Consider the following 23,677-nt stretch of genomic DNA (forward strand, 5'->3'; position numbering starts at 1 on the left):
CCGAGCATAGGGAGCCCGCCCTGCCCGATGGCACGATTTGCCTTTTGTCACCGGCTCGGTGCAGCAGTTGCTGTAAGCTCCTTTCAGCCGTCGTATTCGATTGGGTTGCCACGTCAACCATCGTTTGGGGATATTCAACAGACACTGTCACTGACCACTTGCTGCCAAGTGGGCTGTTGTACTGCGTGCAACAACACCGCCGCTGTTGCAACGATTCCCCAATGTTGCTGATCGCAGCGACACAAAAAATTTTGGCATTCTCTCAAGCGCTGCAGCGTTTCGTGCGCTGGCTGCGCAACACCTTAGGGATCCATTAACACCCGCGACACAGCTTGTGTTGGCAGGAAAGCAATTCGGAGTTCACCAGAACAACGTCCAGCCTCCAGCCGGGCGGAATCGATGCACGTTGGTGTACCGAGCAGCGTATCGGTTGTCCGGCACGGTGGATGTTCCTTTTCCCGGTGAGCTCACCGTTGCTGACGGGTGAAGCTGCCGGCTAGGTGTGTGGATGACCGGGCAGGGTGCCAGTACAGCACCGCCGATCCCCTGCGGGCAGCGCAGCCTGGCGGTTGATCAAGCAAACTAAACAACGTTTCCCAGCATGTTGCACCTTCGGGTGAGCCGGCAAGCTGCCGATTTGCGCAAACTGTATGTGTCACAGCCGGATCCAATCACTGCGACATGGCGAATTGGCCTGTCGTGTTCTTACCGAATCCGCGGCAAGAACATCCTGGCCGCCGGCCGGCAGCACCCCGGTGCGAAGGTTGTTACAGAACGCGCCGTGGTAATTATCACCAGTTGCGAAGAGGTGACTGGCCACCAGGTGGCTGACCAACACTGGGTGCTGCTATCCAGCGACGTGCTGGTTTTTTGAAAAAACACAAGAGCTTTACACATGTATTGACGGTGACGCGATGAAAGGACATTCGTGACAACCACTCAAGCCCAAGATTTGGCGAAACTAACTATTCCTGCGCTTCGGGCACTCGCCCAGGAGCGGGGAATTCGTGGTACTTCCGGTAAACGGAAGGGCGAACTTATCGCCATGTTGTCGGGTCAAACCCCGGCTGTAGGCGACAGCTCGCCACGGCGCAGCACCCGCCGGCGGGCAAGCGCGGAGAGCGCAGAAGCAGAGCAGGCTGCACCGGCTACGAACCGATCACGCCGCCGGGCAGGAGCAGATGAACAAGCTGAATCTGCTGCGCCTTCGGCTGGTTCGGAATCTGCCGACAACAGTGGTGAACAGCAGCGTGGTCCGCGGACACGTCGTCGGGTTCGGCGTGACGACAACGATCGTCGCGGCACCGCGAAAGATGACAACGCCACTGGTGATGATCGGAAGGCAGAGGCTGGCGATGCAGCCCGCCCAGAACAAGACCAGTCCCGCGGCGACAGCAATGATCGCGACAACCAAGACCGTGGCGGCCGTACCCGGCGCCGCTCTTCCCGCAGCCGCGACGACCAGACTGATCGGGAAGATAACGCTAACTCTCGGGAGCAGGATAACGACCGCTCTGAAGAGCAAGACGGCGATGATTCGCAGCGCTTCGAATCACGATCTGCTGCACGCCGGGCTCGTCGGAACCGGCAGCGGGGACAAGGCAATAACCGTCGCCGTGACAACGATCAGGACAACGACAATCGGTCACGCAACAACCGTGACCGTGACCGTGATCGGGATCGTGACCGCGACGATGATTCCCGGGATCGGCGGGGTCGCCGCAATCGGGATCGCGACGAAGATCGTCGATCCCGCCGTGGCCGCCGTGATCGCCGAGGCCGCAATCGTGACAACGCATCGAATCCCACCGAGATTCGGGAAGATGACGTGTTGCAGGCAGTCGGCGGCATCGTCGACATTATTGACGGCAACGTGGCATTCTTGCGTACCGCCGGTTACCATGCCGGCCCGTCGGATGTGTTCATCCCGAACCAACTGATCAAAAAATCGGGGCTGCGTTCCGGTGATGCGGTAACCGGTCAGGTGAAAGCGCCACGCGAAGGCCAATCGCTGCAAACCTACGGCACCGGCCGCAACCGCGGAAAATACAATTCGCTTGTCCGGGTGGACACCATCAACGGTCAAACCCCAGAGGAAGTCGCCGATCGGCCGCAATTCGCGAAGCTCACCCCGCTGTATCCAAATCAGCGGCTTCGCCTAGAAACCGATGCCAAGGTGCTCACCACCCGCGTGATCGATCTGATCATGCCTATCGGTAAGGGGCAGCGTGCATTGATCGTTTCCCCACCGAAGGCTGGTAAGACGACAATCCTGCAGAACATTGCCAACGCTATCGCGACCAACAACCCTGAGTGCTATCTCATGGTGGTGCTGGTGGATGAACGTCCCGAAGAAGTCACTGACATGGAACGTTCGGTGCGCGGCGAAGTGATTGCCTCCACCTTCGACCGGCCGCCAAGCGAACACACGGCTGTTGCTGAACTGGCCATTGAGCGTGCAAAACGTCTCGTCGAACAGGGCAAAGATGTCGTTGTGCTGCTCGACTCGATCACCCGTCTGGGTCGTGCCTACAACAACTCGTCTCCTGCGTCAGGGCGTATTCTCTCCGGTGGTGTTGACTCTAATGCGCTCTACCCACCGAAGCGCTTCTTGGGCGCTGCCCGCAATATTGAAAATGGTGGATCATTAACCATTATCGCCACCGCCATGGTCGAAACCGGGTCTGCCGGCGACACTGTGATCTTCGAAGAGTTCAAGGGCACCGGTAACGCTGAACTGAAACTCGACCGGAAGATCTCCGAGCGTCGCGTCTTCCCTGCAGTGGATGTGAATCCTTCCGGCACCCGGAAAGATGAACTGCTGCTCGTGCCGGAAGAAGCCCGGATTATGCACAAGCTGCGCCGGATCCTGTCGGCACTCGACAGTCAGCAGGCCATTGATTTGCTCATCAAACAGCTGAAGAAAACCAAGTCGAACAGTGAGTTTATGATGCAGATCGCGTCATCGGCGACGATGGCAGCCGTCGAAAGTGAAGAGGACTACTCGTAAAGCCTATGGAAGCCCAAGTATCAGCAGTAGACGATATTCTTGCTGAATATCAAGGTCTGGAAATGCAGCTGTCCGATCCGGAGCTGCACAATGATCAAGCCGCTGCCCGGAAAGTGGGGAAACGCTTCGCCGAGCTGCAGCCGATCGTCAACGTGCACAAAGAGCTTGTGCAAACCCGGGAAGACTGCGAAACAGCTAAAGAGATGGGTCGGGAAGACAGCGAATTCGCCGCCGAGGCGGAACGGCTGGCTGAGCGCGTCGTCGAATTAGAGGAGCAGCTCGCCGATCTGCTCGCACCGCGTGATCCGCATGATGGGGAAGACATCATCATGGAGATCAAATCTGGTGCCGGTGGGGAAGAGGCAGCCCTGTTCGCTGGTGAGCTGGCGCGCATGTATCAGCGCTACGCTGAGCGACACGGATTTGCCTATGAAGTGTTGGGTGTCAGCGAATCTGATCTTGGTGGCGTGAAAGACCTCACCATGTCGATTCGTTCCAAGCAGCCTTCCCGTGACGGGGCCTGGTCGGTATTCAAATTTGAAGGTGGCGTGCACCGTGTGCAGCGCGTCCCTGTCACCGAATCCCAGGGGCGCATTCAAACTTCGGCGGCTGGTGTGCTGGTGTATCCAGAACCTGACGAAGTTGAAGAAGTCACCATTGACGAAAAAGATATCCGAGTCGATGTGTACCGGTCATCCGGCAAGGGCGGCCAGGGAGTGAACACCACCGACTCGGCGGTGCGTATTACCCACCTGCCGTCGGGAATTGTGGTGACCTGTCAAAAGGAACGCTCACAGATTCAAAACAAGGCTCGTGCCATGCAGGTGTTGGCAGCCCGGCTGCAACAGTTAGCGGAAGAAGAAGCCGATCGGGAAGCCGCCGAAGGGCGTGCTGCTCAGATCCGGACTATTGACCGCTCCGAGCGAATCCGCACCTATAACTGGCCAGAAAACCGGATTAGCGATCACCGCATCGGATATAAAGCCAACAATCTTGACACCGTCCTCAACGGTGGCATGGAGGATCTGTTTACCGCGCTACAGACCGCTGAGCGTAATGCTCGTCTGGAAGCCGAATAGGCCTGCACTTTTTCGGTTGTCGCGGATCTTTTTAGGCAGTGACCAGAAACGCCAAGCGCATGCTGCAGGCTTCTGGTCACTGCCTTTGCATCGGTTATGCCGGCAATAGTCGCACACCTGCCATATCTGGTGGTGATTGCGCCTGGGAGCAGCATTGCCGCAATGAGTTGGGAAATCTATGGAACACAAGCTTTGCCGGACGCTCACATCTGGTGAACTTACCCGCCTGCAACAGCTCGCTGACCCGACATTGACTGTCAACCAGGCACGCATGGTGCTTACCGCGTTATTTACCGATGCCGGGATTGCATCGCCTGCAGTTGATGCCCGCCTACTGTTGGCACATTTACTCGACATTGCCCCGTTGGAGCTGGTGTTTGTCGGCGATCAGCCTGCACCAGCGGGTCTGGTGGAAGCCGCCCGCCTGCGAGCCAGCCGTATTCCCTTGCAGCATATTGTTGGGACTGCGGATTTTGCCGGGTTACTACTTGCCGTCGGAGATGGCGCGTTTATTCCCCGCCCCGAGACTGAATTGGTCGTCGATTGGGTGGTCCGTGACTGTCAGGAGCATCATCTCGCCAACCCGATCATTGTGGATTTGTGCACCGGTCCTGCGACGATTTTGTGCGCACTGCAGCAGGCACTCCCTGCGGAAACGCTGATTGGGGTGGAGCAGTCGGCTGCAGCGCTAGGCTATGCGCGTCAAAATGTTGCCACCTATGCGCCCCAGGCCACACTGATACACGGCGATGTCACTCGTGGCTCTTTGCTCGATACACTTGCTGATGTCGTGGGACGGGTCGATGTAGTGGTGAGCAATCCACCATATGTGCCGCTGGCAACAGCCGTTGATTTTGAGGTAACCCACGATCCGACCACCGCGGTGTTTGCGGAAGATTCCGGTATGTCGGTTATTGCCGGCATGATGCCGCAAATAGAGGCGCTGCTTCGCCCAGCTGGGCGGGTAAGTATTGAACACGATGACAGTCATCGCGAAGCGATGCACCGTCTGCTGGAGCAACGAGGGTGCTTCGAAGCTATTTGCACCCATCGCGACCTGGCAGATCGTGATCGATTCACCACTGCGAGCAAACACCAATAAAACCGCCGGCGGTTATCCTTCCACTGCTGCCGCTGCGCTGTGCCGAGTTGCACACTGCAATGGTGGACTTCATGGGACATCCAAATCTGTTTCGGTCTTCTGCAAGAGGCCGTGAGCACCTGTGTAGGGTGGGGTATGCTTCAGGCAGTAGTTTTGATGGAGGCGAGGAGTAGCTATACAGATGAGCAGGCTTTTTTCATGTGCTAACCCGGATGATCGGGAAGCTGGCATCACCATTGCTGCTGAATCGGTCAAAGACGGTGGACTGGTAGTGCTGCCCACCGATACGCTCTACGGCCTGGGTGTTGATGCGTTCAACAATGAAGCTGTAAGCAAGCTACTGGCCACTAAACGTCGCGGACCGGATATGCCGGTGCCAGTGCTCGTCGGATCCTGGTCGACCATCCGGGGACTGGTGCGGGAATATTCCACCTATACCCGACTGCTGGTGGAAGCATTTTGGCCAGGTGGACTGTCTATCGTGGTACCCCAAGCACCATCGCTGCCGTGGAATCTTGGTAACACCCAAGGAACGGTGATGCTCCGCATGCCGCTGCATCCGGTGGCGATTAGCCTGCTGCAAAAAACCGGCCCGATGGCCGTGTCGAGCGCCAACATTTCCGGGGAACCGCCAGCGACAAATATTGCCGCCGCCCAGGCGCAGCTGGGGGAGGCGGTAGATGTGTATCTTGACGGTGGGGAATGCCCTGTTGGCACTCCTTCCACTATCGTTGATGTCTCCACAGGACAGGTTCGTATTTTGCGGGAAGGTGCAGTGCCCCGAGAGCGGATTGCTGCTGCGTTGAGTCTGCAACCCGACCAGATCGGATAGGGATGGGTACCGGCGCGGTCGGGGTGCCCCTGCGTGAGCTTGGCATTGTGCTGCTCGTTGGGGTGATAACGACCTATTTGACCACTGGCCTGATCAGGGCGGCAATTATCCGATCCGGATGGATCGATAATCCGCGACAGCGCGACGTGCACCATACCCCCATGCCGCGACTGGGTGGGGTGGCGATGTTTTCCGGATTTCTGGTGAGCGTCTATGTGGCACATCAACTGCCAGCACTTACCCGGGCGTTTCAGCCGATCACCCCGGAGATGGATGCGGTGGTCATTGGCGGATTTATTATTGTGCTGGTCGGAGTTATTGACGATCTGTGGGATTTGGATGCTGTCACCAAGCTGCTCGGCCAGTTTCTCGGTGCGCTGGTGATGAGCTCAATGGGGTTAAGCTGGACAATCAGCTATTGGCCAGGGCAATCCCTGATCATTCTCGACCGGGCAAGTTCGATGCTGGTGACCGCTCTTGTGACAGTCACGTTGATTAACGCCATCAACTTCGTGGATGGACTTGATGGGTTAGCGGCCGGTATTGCCGGTATAGCTGGCTTTTCACTGTTTTGTTTAGCACTGGTAGCTCTGCATGACCAGGGTGGGGCAGTGGCAGGCTATCCGCCAGCTATTATTGCTGCCGCATTGGTGGGAATATGTGCCGGGTTTTTACCGCATAATTTTCATCCCTCTCGGATTTTTATGGGGGATTCTGGGGCGATGCTGCTGGGTTTTCTGCTTGCCGCAACAGCAACCTCCCTCACTGGCAAAATTAATCAGGGCATGTATGGTCCGGCCGACACGAAGGCAATGATCGGTCCGGTGATCGCAGTGTTGGTGATTTTGTGCATTCCAATCGCCGATTTGGTGTTAGCGGTGCTTCGCCGCACACTGAAAGGCCAGTCGCCATTCCAAGCGGATTCGATGCATTTACATCACCGCCTCTTGCGTATTGGCCACTCCCATCGGCGGGTGGTGGTGGTGATCTACTGTTGGGCGATACTCTTCGGATCGGGTGCGGTGCTTTATCCGCTGCTGCCATTTGCTGGTTTCTGCGTGGTGATGCTCATCGGTGCTGCAGGGGCGATCTTTGTCACATTTGAAACTGTGGTTCGTGACTGGCCTGCATCCCGCCGCCGGCAGCGGCCGCCTCGCCCGTCGCCCACCCGCAGCGGGATCGGCCGTTTCGCGCCGCCGAATAAGTAGCAGCGTGAGATCTCACCGTAGTGGGACAAGCCTGGCATTCCTTGGGATTGGTGTCGTGCGCCGTAGCGGGTTGGTGTGAATTGGCGCCCGGGTTGTTTGATGTGATTGGCTTTTGCGAGGACGAAGAGCGCTTGGCGTCGACGTCTCATATTCGGTGGAAAGGGTAGTTTGGCGTGTTGGATAATTTTGCGGTTCCCACGAGTACAGCTGGTGGGTTGCGCCGGGCGATGATTTTTGGCGCTGGCGCCTTAGTGCTGGTGACGATAGTTCTTGGTGGGATTTGGTTTGCTATTGCGGGCAGGAGTGGCCTGTGGGGTGTGTTGATTGGATCAGGAATTGGTGGCGCGTTTATCCTCACCACCTTGCTGCTGACCCTGGTCACTATCAATTCCACTCCGGAGATTACTGCGGCCGTCAACCTTGGGGGATGGTTGCTCAAGGTCGTGGTGTTGATGGTGGTTATCTATTTCATTCGTGATTTGGATTTCTATCATCGCGGTGCGTTGATGACAACGATCGTCGGTGTTTTAGTGTGCGTGTTGGGGGCGGAAACGTTGGCGATTGTAAAGTCCAAAACACCCTATATTGGCAACTAGGCTCGTTCACCTTGCAGTTGTGGGTGGTGTGAGAGCAGGGGGGATCACTACCGCGGGGTTGGCTACTTATCCGAACTGCCTTGCCATGGTGTGCGAAGCTGGCCATGATGTGGCGCGGATTCGTTGCGAAACAATGAGGTCTGCGCCGGTGGGGCAGTAATGCCGTCAGGGCTTTTGTGGGGGCTGAAGGATCTGTGTCGCGTTGCAAGCTTGATATGTCCCCTGGTTTGCGATTGCTGTTGCCTGGTTCCTGGTTATCGGTGCCACTGACTACGGTTTTGCTGTGTACGGAATGAACGCCCGGAACTGTGTTGTGGTTCAATCCGGGTAGATGGGCGCCAGTGGCACGTCACTGCTGCCGGGATTCGCAGGGTGAGTCCGCAAGTAGGGTGGATCATTTTCTTGCTGCACAAGTGCCGTCTTGGGGGTGAACGTGGGGGCAAAAGTGGCAAAGCTACCGGGACAGTCGTTCAATCGCGGGCGGCAAAGGTGCGACCATCCGCAATTTTGCTCCCCCTATTCGGGCGGTACCGGCGGGTGTGATTAGTCTAACAGCTTAAGTGTTCCTGCAGTTCACAGCGCTTATTAAGGTAGCTCTGCGGAATAAGGGCAGAGTTAGTCGGGGCTTCCTGCAATAAATCCGGGCGCCCCTGATAATCTTCTAGTGGATCCTGCTGATCTCACGGGGCATCCCACAGCTGTGGCGACGCCAAGGGGGATCACCCCGCAACCTGGTTTTCCAAGCTGCGGTGGGCAATTGTGGTTGTTCTATTCCCCAACAATTGGGGTAGTGGAAGACCAATCGCTGTCCGGTGGCCGTTGCGGCTGCTCGAGGTAGCACACAGGGTCTGCTGAATTATCCGTTAACGTGCGACGGAGTTGCGGATCGTTCAGGAGAAGTATTCAGACGTCCATCGCACCGTAGTTGGTGAATTCTTCACTGCTTCATAGTTGACATGCTCGCGGCAAGCAGCAGGTTTTTCGGCTGGTAGTCGGAAGTATTGTTGCTCTCCACGTTGCGAGCAGCTGCAGGAGTCAACCTATGACGGTGATGAATTACTGCACACCACTTCGGTCCAAACACGGGAGAGAACGCTGAGCGTTGTAACACTGGCTTTGAAAGGCCACTTTCACGAGCCTGATCTGGACAAAGAATTTTTCCCGGGTTTCATCAAAGATGGCCTCCCGCACAATCTGTTCTTTTCAGATTTCGCAAATGGCTACTTTGCTATCGACCGTCTGATGTTTGTTCGCATCTTGATGACGGTGCTGCTTGCGCTGTTCTTCGTGCTTGCCATGAGGAAGCCGCAAATCGTACCAAAGGGGCTGCAGAATGTTGGAGAGATCGCTCTCGACTTTGTGCGGCTCCATGTCGCTGAGGAAATTCTCGGCAAGAAGGAAGGCCGCCGGTTCCTGCCGGTGCTTGCCACCATCTTCTTCTTGGTGTTGGCAGGTAACCTTCCCTCGGTTATTCCTGGATTAAACGTCTCGCCAAACGCCCGTGTCGGTATGCCACTGACACTGGCGATTTTGTCGTATGTGGTCTTTATTTATGCAGGTGCGAAGAAGCATGGCTTCTTCCACTTCGTGAAGGCTTCGGTCGTGATTCCTGGTTTGCCGGGCTGGCTGTACCCATTGGTGATCCTCATTGAAGCGTTTTCCACCTTCGTGCTGCGTCCCGTCACGCTGACCATCCGTTTGATGGCCAATATGCTGGCTGGCCACTTGATTTTGGTGCTGCTGTTTGCGGCGACCAACTTCTTTGTGTGGCAGCTCAATGCGTGGACTCTGCTCGGTGGGGCAACCCTGATCGCCGGTATGGCATTCAGCTTGTTCGAGCTGCTGGTGATTTTCCTGCAGGCCTATATTTTCGCACTGCTGACTGCAGTGTATATCGAACTGTCCCTGCACGCGGACGAACATTAATTCAATAGCGCAGAGTCCTTCGACGTGGAGGTAGGCCGCAAGGCCTGGCCTTGTTGAAGTTCTCCATTGTGTCAATCGGAAGCAACGCGCAGCACTGCACTGCAGACGTTGTTCGGTGTGGATTTGTACCAAGTCCCCACTGCAGGCTGGCACAACGAAGCGATCATGACGCTGGCTATTGAGCTGGTCACAATTGAAAACCCAATAACACAACATAAGAACCGTCTGATTTGCTGCAAGCTGGTTCCTTGCAGCGGAGCAGTACCAGGCACATCACAATCTGCGTGGCTGTGGCTGCTCGGAACGGACTGCGAAGTTGACACCTCGGCTGCCTGATGCAGTGAGGTGCTCGGAGTTCGGATTAGACGTAAAAGAAAGGGAACGAAAACCAATGACTGAATTGATTCTTGCGCAAGCTGCCGAGACCGCTACCACCTACTCGGGTCTCGGGGCTATCGGTTACGGCCTCGCTGCTATCGGCCCTGGTATCGGTATCGGCATCCTCGTTGGTAAGACCCTCGAGGGTATGGCACGTCAGCCGGAGATGGCTGGCCAGCTGCGTACCGTGATGTTCCTCGGTATCGCCTTCGTTGAAGCCCTCGCCCTGCTGGGTCTGGTCGCTGGCTACCTGTTCTAATCGTTGGTCGATGTGGCGGACGACCACTTGATAACCCGGTCAATCAAGGAACATTCCTTGACGTTCGGGTTGTGGTTCACCTGCTAGACATTGACCACAACAGATGAACAGATGAAGTTTTGTTAGCGAAAAACGACGAAAGCTGAGGACTCATGACTGAGGTCTTTACCTACTTGGCGGAGGGCGCCGAGGGAGCTTCGACTCTGCCATTGGAACATGGCAACTCCCCGCTGCTGCCCATGCCTTACGACATGGTCTGGTCCGCGATCTGCATGCTCGTTATTCTGCTGCTCTTCTGGAAGTATGTGCTTCCGAAGTTCAATGCAGTACTCGATCAGCGCGAAGAGTCGATTGCTGGCTCTATCGCCCGTGCAGAAGCAGCTCAGGCAGAAGCAAAGGCTGCGCTGGAGAAGTACAACGCGCAGCTTGCTGAAGGCCGTGCCGAAGCCAATGCAATCCGTGAGGATGCACGCGCTCGTGGCAAGCAGATTATCGAGGAAGCTAAGGTGCAAGCAGCGGAAGAACAAAACCGCATCATTGCACTGGGTGAAAAGCAGCTGCACGCTGAGCGTGAGCGCGTGGTCGCCGAACTCCGCAAGGAGATGGGTACCAATTCGATCAGCCTCGCCGAGCGGCTGCTCGGTGCCGAACTTGACGATAGCGTCAAGCGTGGCGGCACGATCGATCGCTTCCTTGCCGATCTCGATTACGTGGCCCCGGCCGGAAAGTGAGCGACATGCACGCAGCAAGCCGCGATGCACTAGGACGTGCCATCAGCCAGCTGGAAGGAATGCTCGGGCGTTCCTCGAAGCCGGTGGTGGACGCAGCCGAATGCGGCATCGAATTATTTGATTGTGTCGGTGTTTTGGATTCCGATCGCGCGTTGCGCGTGGCGGTTGCTGAAGCGTCGACCTCCGGCCCGCAGCGTGCGCAGCTTGTACGGGATGTGTTTGAACCCCACGTGTCAGCCTCCACGCTGTCCGTGTTGGTGCAAGTTGCATCTGACGTGTGGTCTACTCCGAAAGAATTGCGAACCGGGCTTGTTGAGCTTGGCCGCCGCTCGCTGCTGCATGCAGCAAAGCTGGAAGGTCAACTCGAGCGGGTGGAAGGGGAGCTGTATCAGCTCTCTCGCATTCTCGAACGGGAAGGCCGCTTGACACAGCTGCTCATCGATCGCACCGCAACCCCGCGGGCAAAGCGGTCGCTGTTAGCATCCGTGCTCTATGGCAAAGTGTCGGCAATTACTGAGGCTCTTGCGCTGCAGGCGGTTGCCCGCCCGCAGGAAGGTCCAATTGAAGACATTGCCCGTTTAAGCGAACTTGCCGCAGCCATCCGTGGGATGAAGGTGGCTCGAGTCACCGCTGCAGCACCACTGACGGATGAGCAACAGCGCACACTTTCCGAACAACTTGGCCGAATCTATGGCGAAAAGATGGTGATCCACACTGAGGTCGACACCAGCCTCCTCGGTGGGATGGTTATCCGCGTAGGCGATGAGATTATTGACGGCTCGACTGCCGGTAAACTCGCCCGTCTCCGCGCCGCCATGGCATAGCCCTTGGTGTTTGCTACTACGTTCCTTCTCCATTGATGCTGTGCAACACACAGTGTCTGCATTGTGCGCCGCTGGCGTGTACGAACTCCAGCGCGGCACCTAACCTTGTTCGGTGCAAAGCCGCGCAATGACAGCGCAGGAGAATAAGAACAACAAAACTCCATATGTTGCCTTTGGAAGGAGCACGTTGCCCGTTTGCTGCTGCTATCGCAGGAGTGCCGTGCAACACTTCATCTTCATCTGTTTCGTTTCCTTTCAACATGTTCATACCCTGCCAGTGCGGGTCCGCCTGGGGCTTGCCCACCATGGTTCGCGCCCGCGGTACCGCACCTGGCAGTGGACGACGATGCAACACCAGTTGTGGTGTTGTTCGTTGCCTGCCGGGTACGTGATCGTGACCAACGAAATAGCCACTGCATGGTTGTTCGTTTGGCGCTGTAGATGCGTACTGGCCGGGCGAGAAACTGTTGAGCGCCTGAACCTTCTCGGTCGGTGAAACAACAACGGATGAAACTATCCAATATCGAAGGTGGTCGATGAGCCAGACACCACAGCTTTGTGACGTGTTAACAAAACTTGTCACTACCGGTAACACCATGGTGCAGCGAACACTTGGCATGTGGCTGACTGTTGGGCAAGCTGCCAAAAGCTTTGCAATCAAATAAATTCAAGTACTGAACAATAATTGCTGGAAGACACAACCGAGAGCAGGAAGAACATGGCGGAGCTGACGATCTCCTCCGATGAGATCCGTAGCGCGATCGCGAACTACACCTCGAGCTACTCCCCGGAGGCCTCCCGTGAGGAGGTCGGCGTGGTTATTTCCGCGGCGGACGGTATCGCCCAGGTTTCGGGCCTCCCGTCTACCATGGCTAACGAGCTGCTGGAGTTTCCAGGTGGCGTGATTGGCGTCGCGCAGAACCTCGACACCGACAAGATCGGCGTCGTGGTGCTGGGTAACTACGAGACCCTCAAAGAAGGCGATGAAGTTAAGCGGACAGGCGAAGTGCTGTCCATTCCGGTCGGGGATGCGTTCCTTGGCCGCGTAATCGATCCCCTGGGTGCGCCGATTGACGGCCTGGGTGAGATTGCAAAAGAAGAGGATCGTGTCCTCGAGCTGCAGGCACCATCGGTGCTGCAGCGTAAGCCAGTTGACGAACCGCTCCAGACGGGTATTAAGGCTATTGACGCCATGACCCCGATTGGGCGCGGTCAGCGTCAGCTCATTATTGGTGACCGTAAGACCGGTAAGACCGCGGTCTGCCTGGACACCATTTTGAACCAGAAGGGGAACTGGGAATCCGGCGACCCGACGAAGCAGGTGCGGTGTATCTACGTCGCTATCGGCCAAAAGGGTTCGACCATTGCGGCTATCCGCAAGACGCTGGAAGATCACGGTGCCCTGGAGTACACCACCATTGTGGCAGCTCCAGCATCCGATTCGGCCGGTTTTAAGTGGCTGGCACCATTTGCCGGTGCAGCGTTAGGCCAGCACTGGATGTACCAGGGCAAGCATGTGTTGGTGATTTACGATGATCTCACCAAGCAGGCTGAAGCTTATCGTGCGATCTCCCTGTTGCTGCGTCGCCCGCCAGGCCGTGAAGCCTATCCTGGTGACGTCTTCTACCTGCACTCCCGTCTGCTCGAGCGTGCGGCAAAGCTCAGCGACGACATGGGTGCCGGTTCGATGACCGCTCTGCCAATTATCGAAACCAAGGCCAATGACGTCTCCGCGTTCATCCCGACCAACGTGATCTCCATCACCGACGGTCAGGTGTTCCTCGAGTCCGACCTGTTCAACCAGGGTGTCCGACCGGCTATTAACGTCGGTGTGTCGGTGTCTCGTGTTGGTGGTGCCGCCCAGACCAAGGGCATGAAGAAGGTCTCCGGTAGCTTGCGTCTGGATCTTGCGGCCTACCGTGACCTGGAAGCGTTCGCTGCGTTCGCCTCTGACCTCGATGCTGCATCGAAGGCACAGCTGGAACGCGGCCAGCGTCTCGTGGAACTGCTCAAGCAGCCAGAAAACCAGCCAATGGCTGTGGAAGATCAGATGGTCAGCATCTGGCTGGCTTCCGAAGGCCACTTCGACAACGTTCCCGTCGAAGATGTCCGTCGCTTCGAAGCTGAGCTGCACGACTATCTGCATGACAAGGCACGTGGTGTCTACGATCAGATCGCTGGTGGTCAAGCCTTCAGCGACGAGTCCAAGCAGATTCTGGTCAAGCAAACCGAGGCATTTGCCCGGAACTTCCAGACCACTGACGGCACCCCGGTGATCAACGAACCTGACGTTGATCCGCTGGCCGAGCGTGACCTGAAGAAGTCCAAGATCACGGTTACCCGTAAGTCTGCCAAGAAGTAGGCGAGACACCTTGGATATTGCTTCAGTGACTAGGATGTTTGAAAGGAGGCGACGAGCTCATGGCTAATCTTCGTGAACTACGCGACCGCATCAAGTCGGTGAATTCGACGAAGAAAATCACCAAAGCGCAGGAGTTGATTGCAACTTCCCGCATCACCAAGGCGCAAGCCCGGGTGGATGCATCGCAGCCGTACGCCAACGAGATCCACGACGTCATCGAACGTCTCGCTGCGGCGAGCAAGCTCGATCACCCGATGCTCCGGGAACGGGAGGGTGGCAATCGGGCCGCAATCCTGGTGGTCAGCTCTGACCGCGGTATGTGCGGTGGCTACAACTACAACGTCTTTAAAAAGACTGTTGAGTTGCGCAATCTACTCGAGTCGAAAGGCTACGAAGTAGTGCTGTATGTCGCCGGCAACAAAGGTGTTGGCTACTACAAGTTCCGTGGTGAAGAGTTCGCTGGTGCGTGGACTGGGTTCTCCCAGGATCCAGGCTATGCGGAAACCCACGATCTGCGCCGTCACCTCATCGACGGTTTCGTTGCCGGTTCTCATGGCACCACCAAATGGCGCGAAGGCCTCACCCTGCCGGAAGGTCAACACCCACAAGGGTTTGACCAGGTGCATGTGGTCTACACCGAATTTGAGTCGATGCTGTCGCAGACCGCTCGGGCACACCAACTGTTGCCGATCGAGCCGGTCTATGAAGATGAAGAGATCAAGCAAGGTGAAGACCTGCTGGGATCTTCCGGCGAGGGTGCCCCAGACTACGAGTTCGAACCGGATGCGGAAGCACTGCTTGAAGCGCTGCTGCCACAGTATGTGTCCCGTGCTTTGTACGCCATGCTGCTTGAGGCGGCGGCTTCCGAGTCGGCGTCCCGCCGGAACGCGATGAAGTCTGCAACTGATAACGCTACCGCCCTGGTGAAAGATCTTTCCCGGGTGGCGAACCAGGCACGTCAGGCACAGATTACCCAGGAAATCACAGAGATCGTCGGTGGCGCTGGCGCGCTCGCCGAAAGCGGAGAAAGTGACTAGATTATGACTACTGCTCTCAATGAGCACGATGTGGCCCAGAAAACTGTGGGTCGAGTCGTGCGCGTCATTGGACCGGTCGTCGACGTGGAATTCCCGCGCGGCGAGCTTCCGGCCCTGTTTAACGCCCTGACGGTGGAGGTAACCCTTGAAGCGGTTGCCAAGACCATTGTGCTGGAAACTGCTCAGCACCTCGGCGACAATATTGTTCGTACCGTGTCGATGGCTCCAACCGACGGCCTGATTCGTGGTGCGGAAGTGACCGACACCGGCAAGCCAATCTCTGTGCCAGTTGGTGACGTTGTCAAGGGTCACGTGTTCAACGCCCTCGGTGACTGCCTCGATGAGCCAGGTCTTGGCCGTGACGGTGAACAGTGGGGTATCCACCGTGATCCGCCACCATTCGACCAGCTCGAAGGTAAGACCGAAATCCTCGAAACCGGTATTAAGGTTATCGACCTGCTCACCCCGTATGTGAAGGGTGGCAAGATCGGCCTGTTCGGTGGCGCTGGTGTGGGTAAGACCGTGCTCATCCAGGAGATGATCACCCGTATTGCCCGCGAGTTCTCCGGTACCTCGGTGTTCGCCGGTGTTGGTGAACGTACCCGTGAAGGTACAGACCTCTTCTTGGAAATGGAAGAGATGGGCGTGCTGCAAGACACCGCCCTGGTGTTCGGCCAAATGGACGAGCCACCAGGAGTTCGTATGCGTGTGGCGCTTTCTGGTCTGACCATGGCGGAATACTTCCGTGACGTGCAGCACCAGGACGTGCTGCTGTTCATCGACAACATTTTCCGTTTCACCCAGGCTGGTTCGGAGGTGTCGACCCTGCTCGGTCGTATGCCTTCGGCTGTGGGTTATCAGCCAACCTTGGCTGACGAAATGGGTGTGCTGCAGGAACGTATTACCTCCACCAAGGGTCGTTCGATTACCTCGCTGCAGGCCGTGTACGTCCCTGCTGACGACTACACCGACCCGGCGCCGGCTACCACCTTCGCCCACCTCGATGCGACTACCGAACTTGACCGTTCGATCGCCTCGAAGGGTATCTACCCGGCTGTGAACCCGCTGACCTCGACTTCTCGTATCTTGGAGCCTTCAATTGTTGGTGAACGGCACTACGAAGTTGCGCAGCGCGTGATTCACATTCTGCAGAAGAACAAGGAACTGCAGGATATTATCGCCATCCTGGGTATGGATGAGCTTTCTGAAGAAGACAAGATCACCGTGCAGCGGGCTCGTCGCCTGGAGCGCTTCTTGGGTCAGAACTTCTTCGTGGCTGAAAAGTTCACCGGCATCCCAGGCTCCTATGTGCCGCTTGAGCACACCATTGAAGCCTTTGAAAAGATCTGCAACGGTGACTTCGATCACTACCCAGAGCAGGCGTTCAATGGCCTTGGTGGTCTCGACGATGTCGAGAAGGCCTACAAGAAGATGACCGAGAAGAAGTAGAAGGGTTTTCCCGATGGCTGAAATCACCACAGAACTGGTGGCTGTCGAGCGGATGCTGTGGACTGGCCAAGCAACGCTGGTCACCGCCCAGACCACCGAAGGTGAGATCGGCGTGCTTCCCGGTCACCAGCCGATGCTCGGCCAACTGGTCGAGGACTGTGTTGTCACCATCACCCCGGTTGACGGGGAGAAAATGGTGGCCGCAGTCAACGGCGGGTTTATCTCGGTGAGTAGTAAGAAGATCACCATTTTGGCTGACTCTGCTGTGTGGGCGACTGAGGTCGACACTGCGGAAGCGCAGGCAGGATCTTCCGCGGAAGATGTTGCTGTGGCGCGACGCAACCAGGGTCTGTTGAAGGCTCAGCAGCGCGCTGAGCATCCGATCTAGGTCTGCTGTAACTGCACGCCGTATGTTCAAATAAACAACGCAAGTGTCTGCGGGGCTGTTGCCTGGGCACTTGCGTTGTTGTTATTTCCGTAGGTGTTGAACTGGCAACGTTGGTCATACACCCGGTGTGGCACCACCGCGCCGTGCAGGGTTGTACTTTTTCGGGTCACCCCCAACCTGTAGGGGCAAATACCCAGCTCAAAGGTGTGACTTTTGCGAGGGGTCAGGGTGCTTTTGCTGCGGGCAGCTGCCGCAAGCAGGCCTGTCAGACAACACTTCATTGCGATTGTTGCACCGCTGTGGATCCTCAAGCGGGGAAGGGGAGTGGTTTTTGTGCCCAAGTGGGTGTATTGCTGGCAACCCCCCACGTCACACAATGCTTTTCCTGTGCGCGCAAACGGGTGTAGTATCGTTCAATAATTCCCGGTGTGTACAGCGGAAACGTCCACCAGCCAAGGGATGGGAACGATCTTGTGGCAGTGAGTGTCACCGCCTGCTCTGTCGCATCCCGCGTGCGTCGGAGCGTCACTGCAGTATCCTCTGTGCGGGATGCTTCCAATAGTCACATCAACAGATCAATGCGACAATCGTAGTCTTGTTCCTAGGATGCGCCAGCAAGTAAGCCGCAGGACAGGTGAAAACCCGGGGAATCGCTACGGCACTGTCTACGGTGCACGATGTGTTTAGCACCAATACGCCGATAGCCAAGATCGCGTATAAACCAAGGTGAAAGGATCGGTTGAAGCAATGCCTTCAGTAATACTGCTGGGATGTGGGCTTTCGATCGCGGTGGTCGGCGCGCTTGCCCTCAACCGATATTTACGATTGCGGTCAATTGGAAATCTCGTCGTGGTGCGACGTGCCGGTTTGCAGGGCAATGCCGGTTGGCGCCACGGCGTTGTGCATTTCAACAACGCTGAGATGCGTTACTACAAGTTGCGCTCTTTGCGTCTGCAACCTGATCGGCGGATCGATCGACGCAGCATCACCGTAAGTGGCCACCGTGAGCTCAGTGAAGTTGAACGGACTTTCATCGACGAGGATATGCGCGTTGTCTACTGTGAAGTCTCAGGGGTCACCTATGAGGTAGCGATGAATACGCGCTGTGAGACTGCGCTGACTTCTTGGTTGGAAAGTGCTCCCTCGTCGCGGCGTAAATTTGTCTACACTCCTCAGTCTGGTCCCCTGCAGAAAAAGCTTCGCTAATCCACCGCTTACAGCTTCAGTGCAGGCAGCCAAGGGGAATTGGCAGCCCCTGTGCCGATGCTTACAGTTCGATCTTTTGGCATCGTGTGGATCGTACAGCGCATTGCTGGGCGGAAAATCTAGCGGATCAATACGAGTCATCTCAGTTGCGCTGCCTGCTGCCGCTGTCGTGCAGCGTTGCGGTTAAAAGTCCGCGGTGTTTGGGGGTTCGATGGGCGGTCGTTTTGTCTACCATCCCATGGCGCGCCCTAGTTTGCGGGAGAAGGGGGCTGGCACACCATGATCTGTTTTTTCGGCGGCCTATACGGGGCCGTGTTTGAATCACCACACCCTTGAGCGACTACAGTAGTTGGCTATGCGTGTCGTGTTTGCCCGGTGTAGCGTCGATTACGATGGTCGACTTTCCGCCCACCTGCCAATGGCTGATCGGTTACTGATGATCAAAGCCGATGGATCGATCTCTATTCACGCCGATGATCGCGCCTATAAGCCGTTGAATTGGATGTCGCCACCGTGCCAGATCACCGAGATTCGGCCGCTCGTCGATCGGGGCGATGAACCAGCACTGCTTGATGTGAAACAGGATGAAGCAGCGATACCGGCGGTTGTTGTGCGCGACATTGCCGGTGACGACACTGGACCGCGAGTGTGGAAAGTGACGAATGCGAAACGAGAAACACTAACTATCACCATCGAAGCGATCCACCATGATACGTCCTATGCGCTGGGGCGCGATCCCGGCTTGGAAAAGGACGGTGTAGAGGCTCATCTGCAGCGGCTGCTTGCAGAACAGATTGAAACCCTCGGCGACGGCTACGACCTCATTCGCCGGGAATACCCAACCCCGATCGGACCGGTAGATATTCTGTGCACCGCGGAAGATGGTGCAACGGTGGCGGTTGAGATTAAACGACGCGGCGAAATCGACGGTGTCGAGCAGCTCACCCGCTATCTTGAGTTTTTAAACCGCGACAGCACCCTGGCGCCGGTTAGTGGTGTATTTGCTGCGCAACAAATCAAACCCCAGGCAAGGGTGCTGGCGGAAGATCGTGGAATCCGGTGCGTGGTACTCGACTATGATGAGCTGCGGGGGAAAAACACCAACGAGCTGCGGCTGTTTTAACTGTTGCCCAGGGGCATCCGAATAGTCCCGATATGCAATGTGGGTTGCTAGCCGGCCGCGAGAACATATCGTCTCGCAGCTACCGTGTGGTTTTGGCCGGAGTTTGCACAAAAAAACTCCCCGTTGCCACTGTGCACACAGTACCTGCAAACAGTGTAACGGGGAGTGCAGTGTTACTCGCTTAGCAGACAATCCAGGCTTGCACCGGGTCTGCCTGTGATGAGCTGGAAGCTATTGAGCTGGTTCCGTCAGCTCGAGCAGCACACCGCCGGCATCCTTCGGGTGGCAGAAGTTGATCCGCGATCCGCCGGTGCCGATCTTTGGCTCCGGGTAGAGCAGGCGGGTGCCTTGGGCGCGCAGGTGTTCGCTGAGGGCGTCAAGGTTGTTGGTGCGCAGGCACATCTGCTGCAGGCCTGGGCCTTTTTTGTCGATGAACTTGGCGATGGTGGATTCCTCGTTCAGCGGGGCGAGCAGTTGGATTTGGCCATCGGTGGTGCCGATATTTTTCGGACCGACCATAGCTTCTTCCACGCCTTGCTCTTCGTTGGTTTCGCGGTGCAAGCAAACCCAGCCGAAGTTTGCCCGGTAGAACTCGAGTGCGTCGTCCAGGTTCGGCACAGCGATCCCGACGTGGTCGAGGCAAATCACATACTCGTGCGGAATTTCGATTGATGCAATGTCATGACTCATGCTTTGTAAGTGTAGTCCGCTGCAACCTGGTGTGACAGGGGTTTGCCCGCCACACAATCGTGAAAACGGACACAATCGGGCGTCAATGTCGGACTATCAATGCCCAAATTGCGGATTTCTTCTGTTGACCCGGGAGTTTCCCTACAATGGCGCTATGATTGTCGCGTTCTCTGTTGCCCCAACTGTCGTCCCGAATGCGGAAGCTGAGATGGCTGATGCTGTCAGCGCAGCCGTCCGCGTGGTTCGGGAGTCGGGACTTCCGAATGAAACGAATGCCATGTTCACACTTGTCGAAGGTGAGTGGGATGTAGTAATGGCAGTGGTGAAACAAGCCACCGAAGCCGTATTGGCGGTGAGCCCGCGCGTGGGGCTGGTGCTGAAAGCCGATATTCGCCCCGGTTATACCGGACAACTTGCAGCCAAAGTGGATGCGGTCAATGCAAGGATCGGCGATCCGGAAACCTTTGGAGCATAGGTCGCAGATTTCGCCATTGGCGAACAGCCTGGTTGCTGGCCGGGGAAAACTGCTGTGAATACTGCACTGCCCGCTATGCTAGTGGCGAGCAACGATACACCGACGCGTTGCGCCCTGCTAGGAAAGGTGGCTGTACCGCTATGACCACTCCTGACCGTTTCGCCCGTGGGGCGATTGATCTTTCCGCTGTGAACACTCAGGCGCAAACCCCGCAGCAGGAAACTGCCGGATCTGTCGCACCTGTCGTAATGGTAGATCACACCAACATTGAGCAGGCAGTCGTGCAGCGCTCCGCGCAGGTGCCGGTGGTTGTGCACATCGGCACTGAGCGTTCACCGGATTCCCAGTCGCTGCACAGCAACTTCACGGAATTGGCGCAAGCCCAGTCGCCTATTCGGTGGATTTACGCCTATGTTGATGCCGATACGCAGCCGCAGCTAGCACAAATGCTTGGGGTGCAAGGGCTGCCCACGGTGTTAGTGCTTGCCGGTGGCCAACCGATCACGTCCTTTCAAGGTGGACAGCCGGCAGAAGCGCTTAGCGGTTGGATTGATGCGATTTTGCAAGCAGTAGACGGTAAACTTTCCGGGCTGCCGGCGGCAGATGAACCGTCCGCACAACCACCAGTCGATCCCCGCATTGCAGCGATTGAGGCACAGCGCGATGCCGGCGAATTTACCGAGGCGCTTGCTGCCATTGATGCGCTACAGGCTAGCGAACCCGCCCACAAGGAACTTGAACGGCTTCGCGCCGATGTGCGATTTGCGCAACGGCTAGCGGCTGCCGCGCCGGCGGAAGACGAACTCGACGAACAGATGCTGCAAGCCGATACGCTGATTGCTGGTGGCGATCCGGCCGCGGGATTTGATCATCTGCTCAACCTGCTTGCCACCCGGCACGGGGAGGAAAAGCAGCGGGTACGCACTCGGCTGGTGGAAATTTTGGCGCTCTTCGAGCCAACCCAAGCATTGGTGATTGACGTGCGGCGACGCATGGCTAGCGCCCTGTTTTAATTGCTAGCACTTAAGTTGTAAACCTCATCCGGGACATCCCCGACTGTTGGAGCACCGCAGATTTGCTGCGTATCCGCCCGCGTGCGGACGGATTGCTGCCTGAGCAGAGCTTGCTCGTGTGATGCTATTCCAAGCTATTGGACATGCCGGTTTTTCTTTGCGCCGCTGTGTGTTGGTCGACCGTAATCGACTTGAAACAGCGGCGTTTCGCTTTGCCTGCAACAATCAACAGCGCAGCTGGTCGCGCTGAGATTGGCAGGAAAACCTATGGTTGTCGCACAGGGTCTGGGCAAGCTCGCCGCTGGGGGATGCGGTGAGGTTCCACCTGCTGCTGTGGTGCTGGCTACCGTTGCGAGGTTGGCGTGGGTGCACGCGATACAAGGTGTGAAGCAGCTGAATTTTTGCCCCCGCTTGAGCTGAGCTAGTTGTTTAATAAACCTTCATCTGGTTAAGCTTTCCTGTTGTGAATGCTGTCTTAACTGCTGTGATCGTGGTCTTGCTCTTAGCCGTCCTACGGGTACACGTCGTACTTGCGCTGCTTGTGGGGGCGGTAATCGGTGGCCTGCTGGGAGGATTAGGTCTTACCGGAACAATGGTTGCCTTCCAAGAAGGCCTCGGCGGGGGAGCGACGATTGCCCTGTCGTATGCACTGCTTGGAGCGTTCGCCATGGCGGTTGCAAGTGCTGGGTTGCCGAAACTGTTGGCACAGTGGTTGGTTGCCCGAATCGCCCACGGGGAGAAAACCGGCTCGATGAAAGCGGTAAAAATCACCGAATATGGGCTGATTGCGGGAATTTTGGCGATGGCAGTAATGTCGCAAAACCTCATTCCGGTGCATATTGCCTTTATTCCGCTGCTCATTCCGCCACTGCTTGGGGTGATGAATACCTTGCAGTTGGATCGGCGCTTGGTGGCCTGTGTGTTGACCTTTGGTCTGGTGACCACCTACATGTATTTGCCGGTGGGCTTCGGCCGGATCTTCCTGCATACGATTCTGCTCGGCAATATTGAACAGGCCGGCATGGATACCAGCGGCATCTCAGTGATGCACGCTATGGGCATTCCTGCCCTTGGCATGGTGGTGGGGCTGCTAATTGCGGTGTTTGTCAGCTACCGAAAACCACGGGTGTATGAGCCGCGGCCTATTGCGGTTACCGCCGGCGATGCCGAGCCGGAGATAAAAACCTACAACATTGTGGTTTCGGTGATTGCTATTGCTGCATGTTTCGGTGTGCAGCTGTACCTCAATGCACTTGACACTGACGCGGACTCGTTGCTGGTAGGTGCGCTGCTTGGGTTGGGGATTTTCATGGCCACCGGGGCGGTGAAGTGGAATCAGGCTGATGATGTCTTTAGTGCAGGTATGCGCATGATGGCCTTGATTGGCTTTATCATGATCACTGCCCAAGGATTTGCTGCGGTGATGCAGGAGACTGGAGCAATTCCGTCACTGGTGGAAGCGGCAGCGCAGCTATTCCAAGGCAACCGAGCTCTGGCTGCATTGGCAATTTTGATTGTTGGTTTGATTGTGACGATGGGGATTGGTTCATCGTTTTCAACATTGCCGATTATTACCGCCATCTATGTGCCACTGTGTGCAACACTCGGGTTTTCACCGTTGGCAACGGTTGCAATCATCGGCACCGCTGGTGCTCTTGGTGATGCTGGTTCCCCGGCTTCCGATTCGACCCTAGGCCCTACTTCGGGGCTCAATGCCGACGGGCAGCATGATCATATTCGGGATTCGGTCATTCCGACTTTCTTGCACTTCAACCTGCCGCTGCTTGCTGCAGGATGGCTTGCCGCAATGGTGCTCTAATGCCGAGCTGATTGCCTCCTCCGGCTCACTGACTTTCCCGTGGCAGGGACAACCTTCTTGGTGTCCCTGCCACGTTGGTGTTGTTCAGGGGGGGGCACATGCTCAATGTATCCGTGGCGGGGAGGGTGCGGTGGGCGGGGCGCGTAGGGGGAAAGAGGTGGGGCAGTGCG

General features: G+C 56.7%; 21 protein-coding genes. 20 read left to right on the forward strand and 1 reads right to left on the reverse strand.

Going from position 1 to position 23,677, the window contains the following annotated elements:
- Positions 1-928 precede the first annotated feature (928 nt).
- From rho to nucS, 17 genes are all read left to right on the forward strand, one after another.
- A complete protein-coding gene (gene rho / locus CCHOA_RS04160) occupies positions 929-3,010 on the forward strand; it encodes a transcription termination factor Rho (protein WP_123927260.1) in 2,082 nt (693 codons plus the stop codon).
- A 5-nt stretch (positions 3,011-3,015) separates the two neighbouring features.
- Positions 3,016-4,089, forward strand: coding sequence for a peptide chain release factor 1 (gene prfA, locus CCHOA_RS04165; RefSeq protein WP_123927262.1), 1,074 nt, complete (start codon positions 3,016-3,018; stop codon positions 4,087-4,089).
- Positions 4,090-4,267: 178 nt separating this feature from the next.
- Entirely contained in the window at positions 4,268-5,191 is a 924-nt protein-coding gene (locus CCHOA_RS04170) for a N5-glutamine methyltransferase family protein (RefSeq protein WP_123927265.1), read from the forward strand.
- A 181-nt stretch (positions 5,192-5,372) separates the two neighbouring features.
- Positions 5,373-6,023, forward strand: coding sequence for an L-threonylcarbamoyladenylate synthase (locus CCHOA_RS04175; RefSeq protein WP_123927268.1), 651 nt, complete (start codon positions 5,373-5,375; stop codon positions 6,021-6,023).
- A gap of 2 nt (positions 6,024-6,025) precedes the next feature.
- Positions 6,026-7,231: an MraY family glycosyltransferase gene (locus CCHOA_RS04180; RefSeq protein ID WP_123927270.1), complete on the forward strand. Its 1,206-nt coding sequence runs from the start codon at positions 6,026-6,028 to the stop codon at positions 7,229-7,231.
- A gap of 173 nt (positions 7,232-7,404) precedes the next feature.
- The gene (locus CCHOA_RS04185; protein ID WP_123927273.1) at positions 7,405-7,827 is read left to right on the forward strand and encodes a Cg1360 family ATP-synthase-associated protein; all 423 of its coding nucleotides are present in this window, start codon (positions 7,405-7,407) and stop codon (positions 7,825-7,827) included.
- 1,116 nt (positions 7,828-8,943) lie between these two features.
- Positions 8,944-9,753: a F0F1 ATP synthase subunit A gene (atpB, locus tag CCHOA_RS04190; RefSeq protein ID WP_484027555.1), complete on the forward strand. Its 810-nt coding sequence runs from the start codon at positions 8,944-8,946 to the stop codon at positions 9,751-9,753.
- A 391-nt stretch (positions 9,754-10,144) separates the two neighbouring features.
- Positions 10,145-10,390 (forward strand): ATP synthase F0 subunit C, encoded by a 246-nt coding sequence (locus CCHOA_RS04195; RefSeq protein WP_123927276.1) that lies wholly within the window; start codon positions 10,145-10,147, stop codon positions 10,388-10,390.
- A gap of 152 nt (positions 10,391-10,542) precedes the next feature.
- Entirely contained in the window at positions 10,543-11,121 is a 579-nt protein-coding gene (locus CCHOA_RS04200) for a F0F1 ATP synthase subunit B (RefSeq protein ID WP_123927279.1), read from the forward strand.
- A 5-nt stretch (positions 11,122-11,126) separates the two neighbouring features.
- On the forward strand, positions 11,127-11,945 hold the full coding sequence (locus CCHOA_RS04205; protein WP_123927283.1) for a F0F1 ATP synthase subunit delta: 819 nt from the start codon (positions 11,127-11,129) through the stop codon (positions 11,943-11,945).
- A gap of 536 nt (positions 11,946-12,481) precedes the next feature.
- Complete coding sequence (locus CCHOA_RS11010; RefSeq protein WP_281273280.1) at positions 12,482-12,610, forward strand: hypothetical protein; 129 nt, start codon at positions 12,482-12,484, stop codon at positions 12,608-12,610.
- A 53-nt stretch (positions 12,611-12,663) separates the two neighbouring features.
- Positions 12,664-14,307, forward strand: a complete 1,644-nt coding sequence (gene atpA, locus CCHOA_RS04210; protein WP_123927286.1) for a F0F1 ATP synthase subunit alpha — start codon at positions 12,664-12,666, stop codon at positions 14,305-14,307.
- Positions 14,308-14,366: 59 nt separating this feature from the next.
- Positions 14,367-15,344 (forward strand): F0F1 ATP synthase subunit gamma, encoded by a 978-nt coding sequence (locus CCHOA_RS04215; RefSeq protein ID WP_123927289.1) that lies wholly within the window; start codon positions 14,367-14,369, stop codon positions 15,342-15,344.
- 3 nt (positions 15,345-15,347) lie between these two features.
- Positions 15,348-16,793, forward strand: coding sequence for a F0F1 ATP synthase subunit beta (gene atpD / locus CCHOA_RS04220; protein WP_123927292.1), 1,446 nt, complete (start codon positions 15,348-15,350; stop codon positions 16,791-16,793).
- A gap of 13 nt (positions 16,794-16,806) precedes the next feature.
- On the forward strand, positions 16,807-17,181 hold the full coding sequence (locus CCHOA_RS04225; protein WP_123927295.1) for a F0F1 ATP synthase subunit epsilon: 375 nt from the start codon (positions 16,807-16,809) through the stop codon (positions 17,179-17,181).
- A 747-nt stretch (positions 17,182-17,928) separates the two neighbouring features.
- The gene (locus tag CCHOA_RS04230) at positions 17,929-18,387 is read left to right on the forward strand and encodes a DUF2550 domain-containing protein (protein ID WP_123927298.1); all 459 of its coding nucleotides are present in this window, start codon (positions 17,929-17,931) and stop codon (positions 18,385-18,387) included.
- A 355-nt stretch (positions 18,388-18,742) separates the two neighbouring features.
- Complete coding sequence (gene nucS / locus CCHOA_RS04235; protein ID WP_123927302.1) at positions 18,743-19,510, forward strand: endonuclease NucS; 768 nt, start codon at positions 18,743-18,745, stop codon at positions 19,508-19,510.
- A 231-nt stretch (positions 19,511-19,741) separates the two neighbouring features.
- On the opposite strand, the gene mce is transcribed toward nucS, so the two are convergent.
- Positions 19,742-20,200, reverse strand: a complete 459-nt coding sequence (mce, locus tag CCHOA_RS04240; RefSeq protein ID WP_123927305.1) for a methylmalonyl-CoA epimerase — start codon at positions 20,198-20,200, stop codon at positions 19,742-19,744.
- A 154-nt stretch (positions 20,201-20,354) separates the two neighbouring features.
- Between mce and CCHOA_RS04245 the strand changes: the two genes are divergently transcribed.
- From CCHOA_RS04245 to CCHOA_RS04255, 3 genes are all read left to right on the forward strand, one after another.
- Positions 20,355-20,675: a thiamine-binding protein gene (locus tag CCHOA_RS04245; RefSeq protein ID WP_123927308.1), complete on the forward strand. Its 321-nt coding sequence runs from the start codon at positions 20,355-20,357 to the stop codon at positions 20,673-20,675.
- Positions 20,676-20,815: 140 nt separating this feature from the next.
- The gene (locus CCHOA_RS04250; protein WP_123927311.1) at positions 20,816-21,688 is read left to right on the forward strand and encodes a tetratricopeptide repeat protein; all 873 of its coding nucleotides are present in this window, start codon (positions 20,816-20,818) and stop codon (positions 21,686-21,688) included.
- Positions 21,689-22,151: 463 nt separating this feature from the next.
- Entirely contained in the window at positions 22,152-23,507 is a 1,356-nt protein-coding gene (locus CCHOA_RS04255; protein WP_123927314.1) for a Na+/H+ antiporter family protein, read from the forward strand.
- The last annotated feature ends 170 nt before the right edge of the window (positions 23,508-23,677 follow it).

This window comes from Corynebacterium choanae (genome assembly GCF_003813965.1).
Taxonomy (GTDB): Bacteria; Actinomycetota; Actinomycetes; order Mycobacteriales; family Mycobacteriaceae; genus Corynebacterium; species Corynebacterium choanae.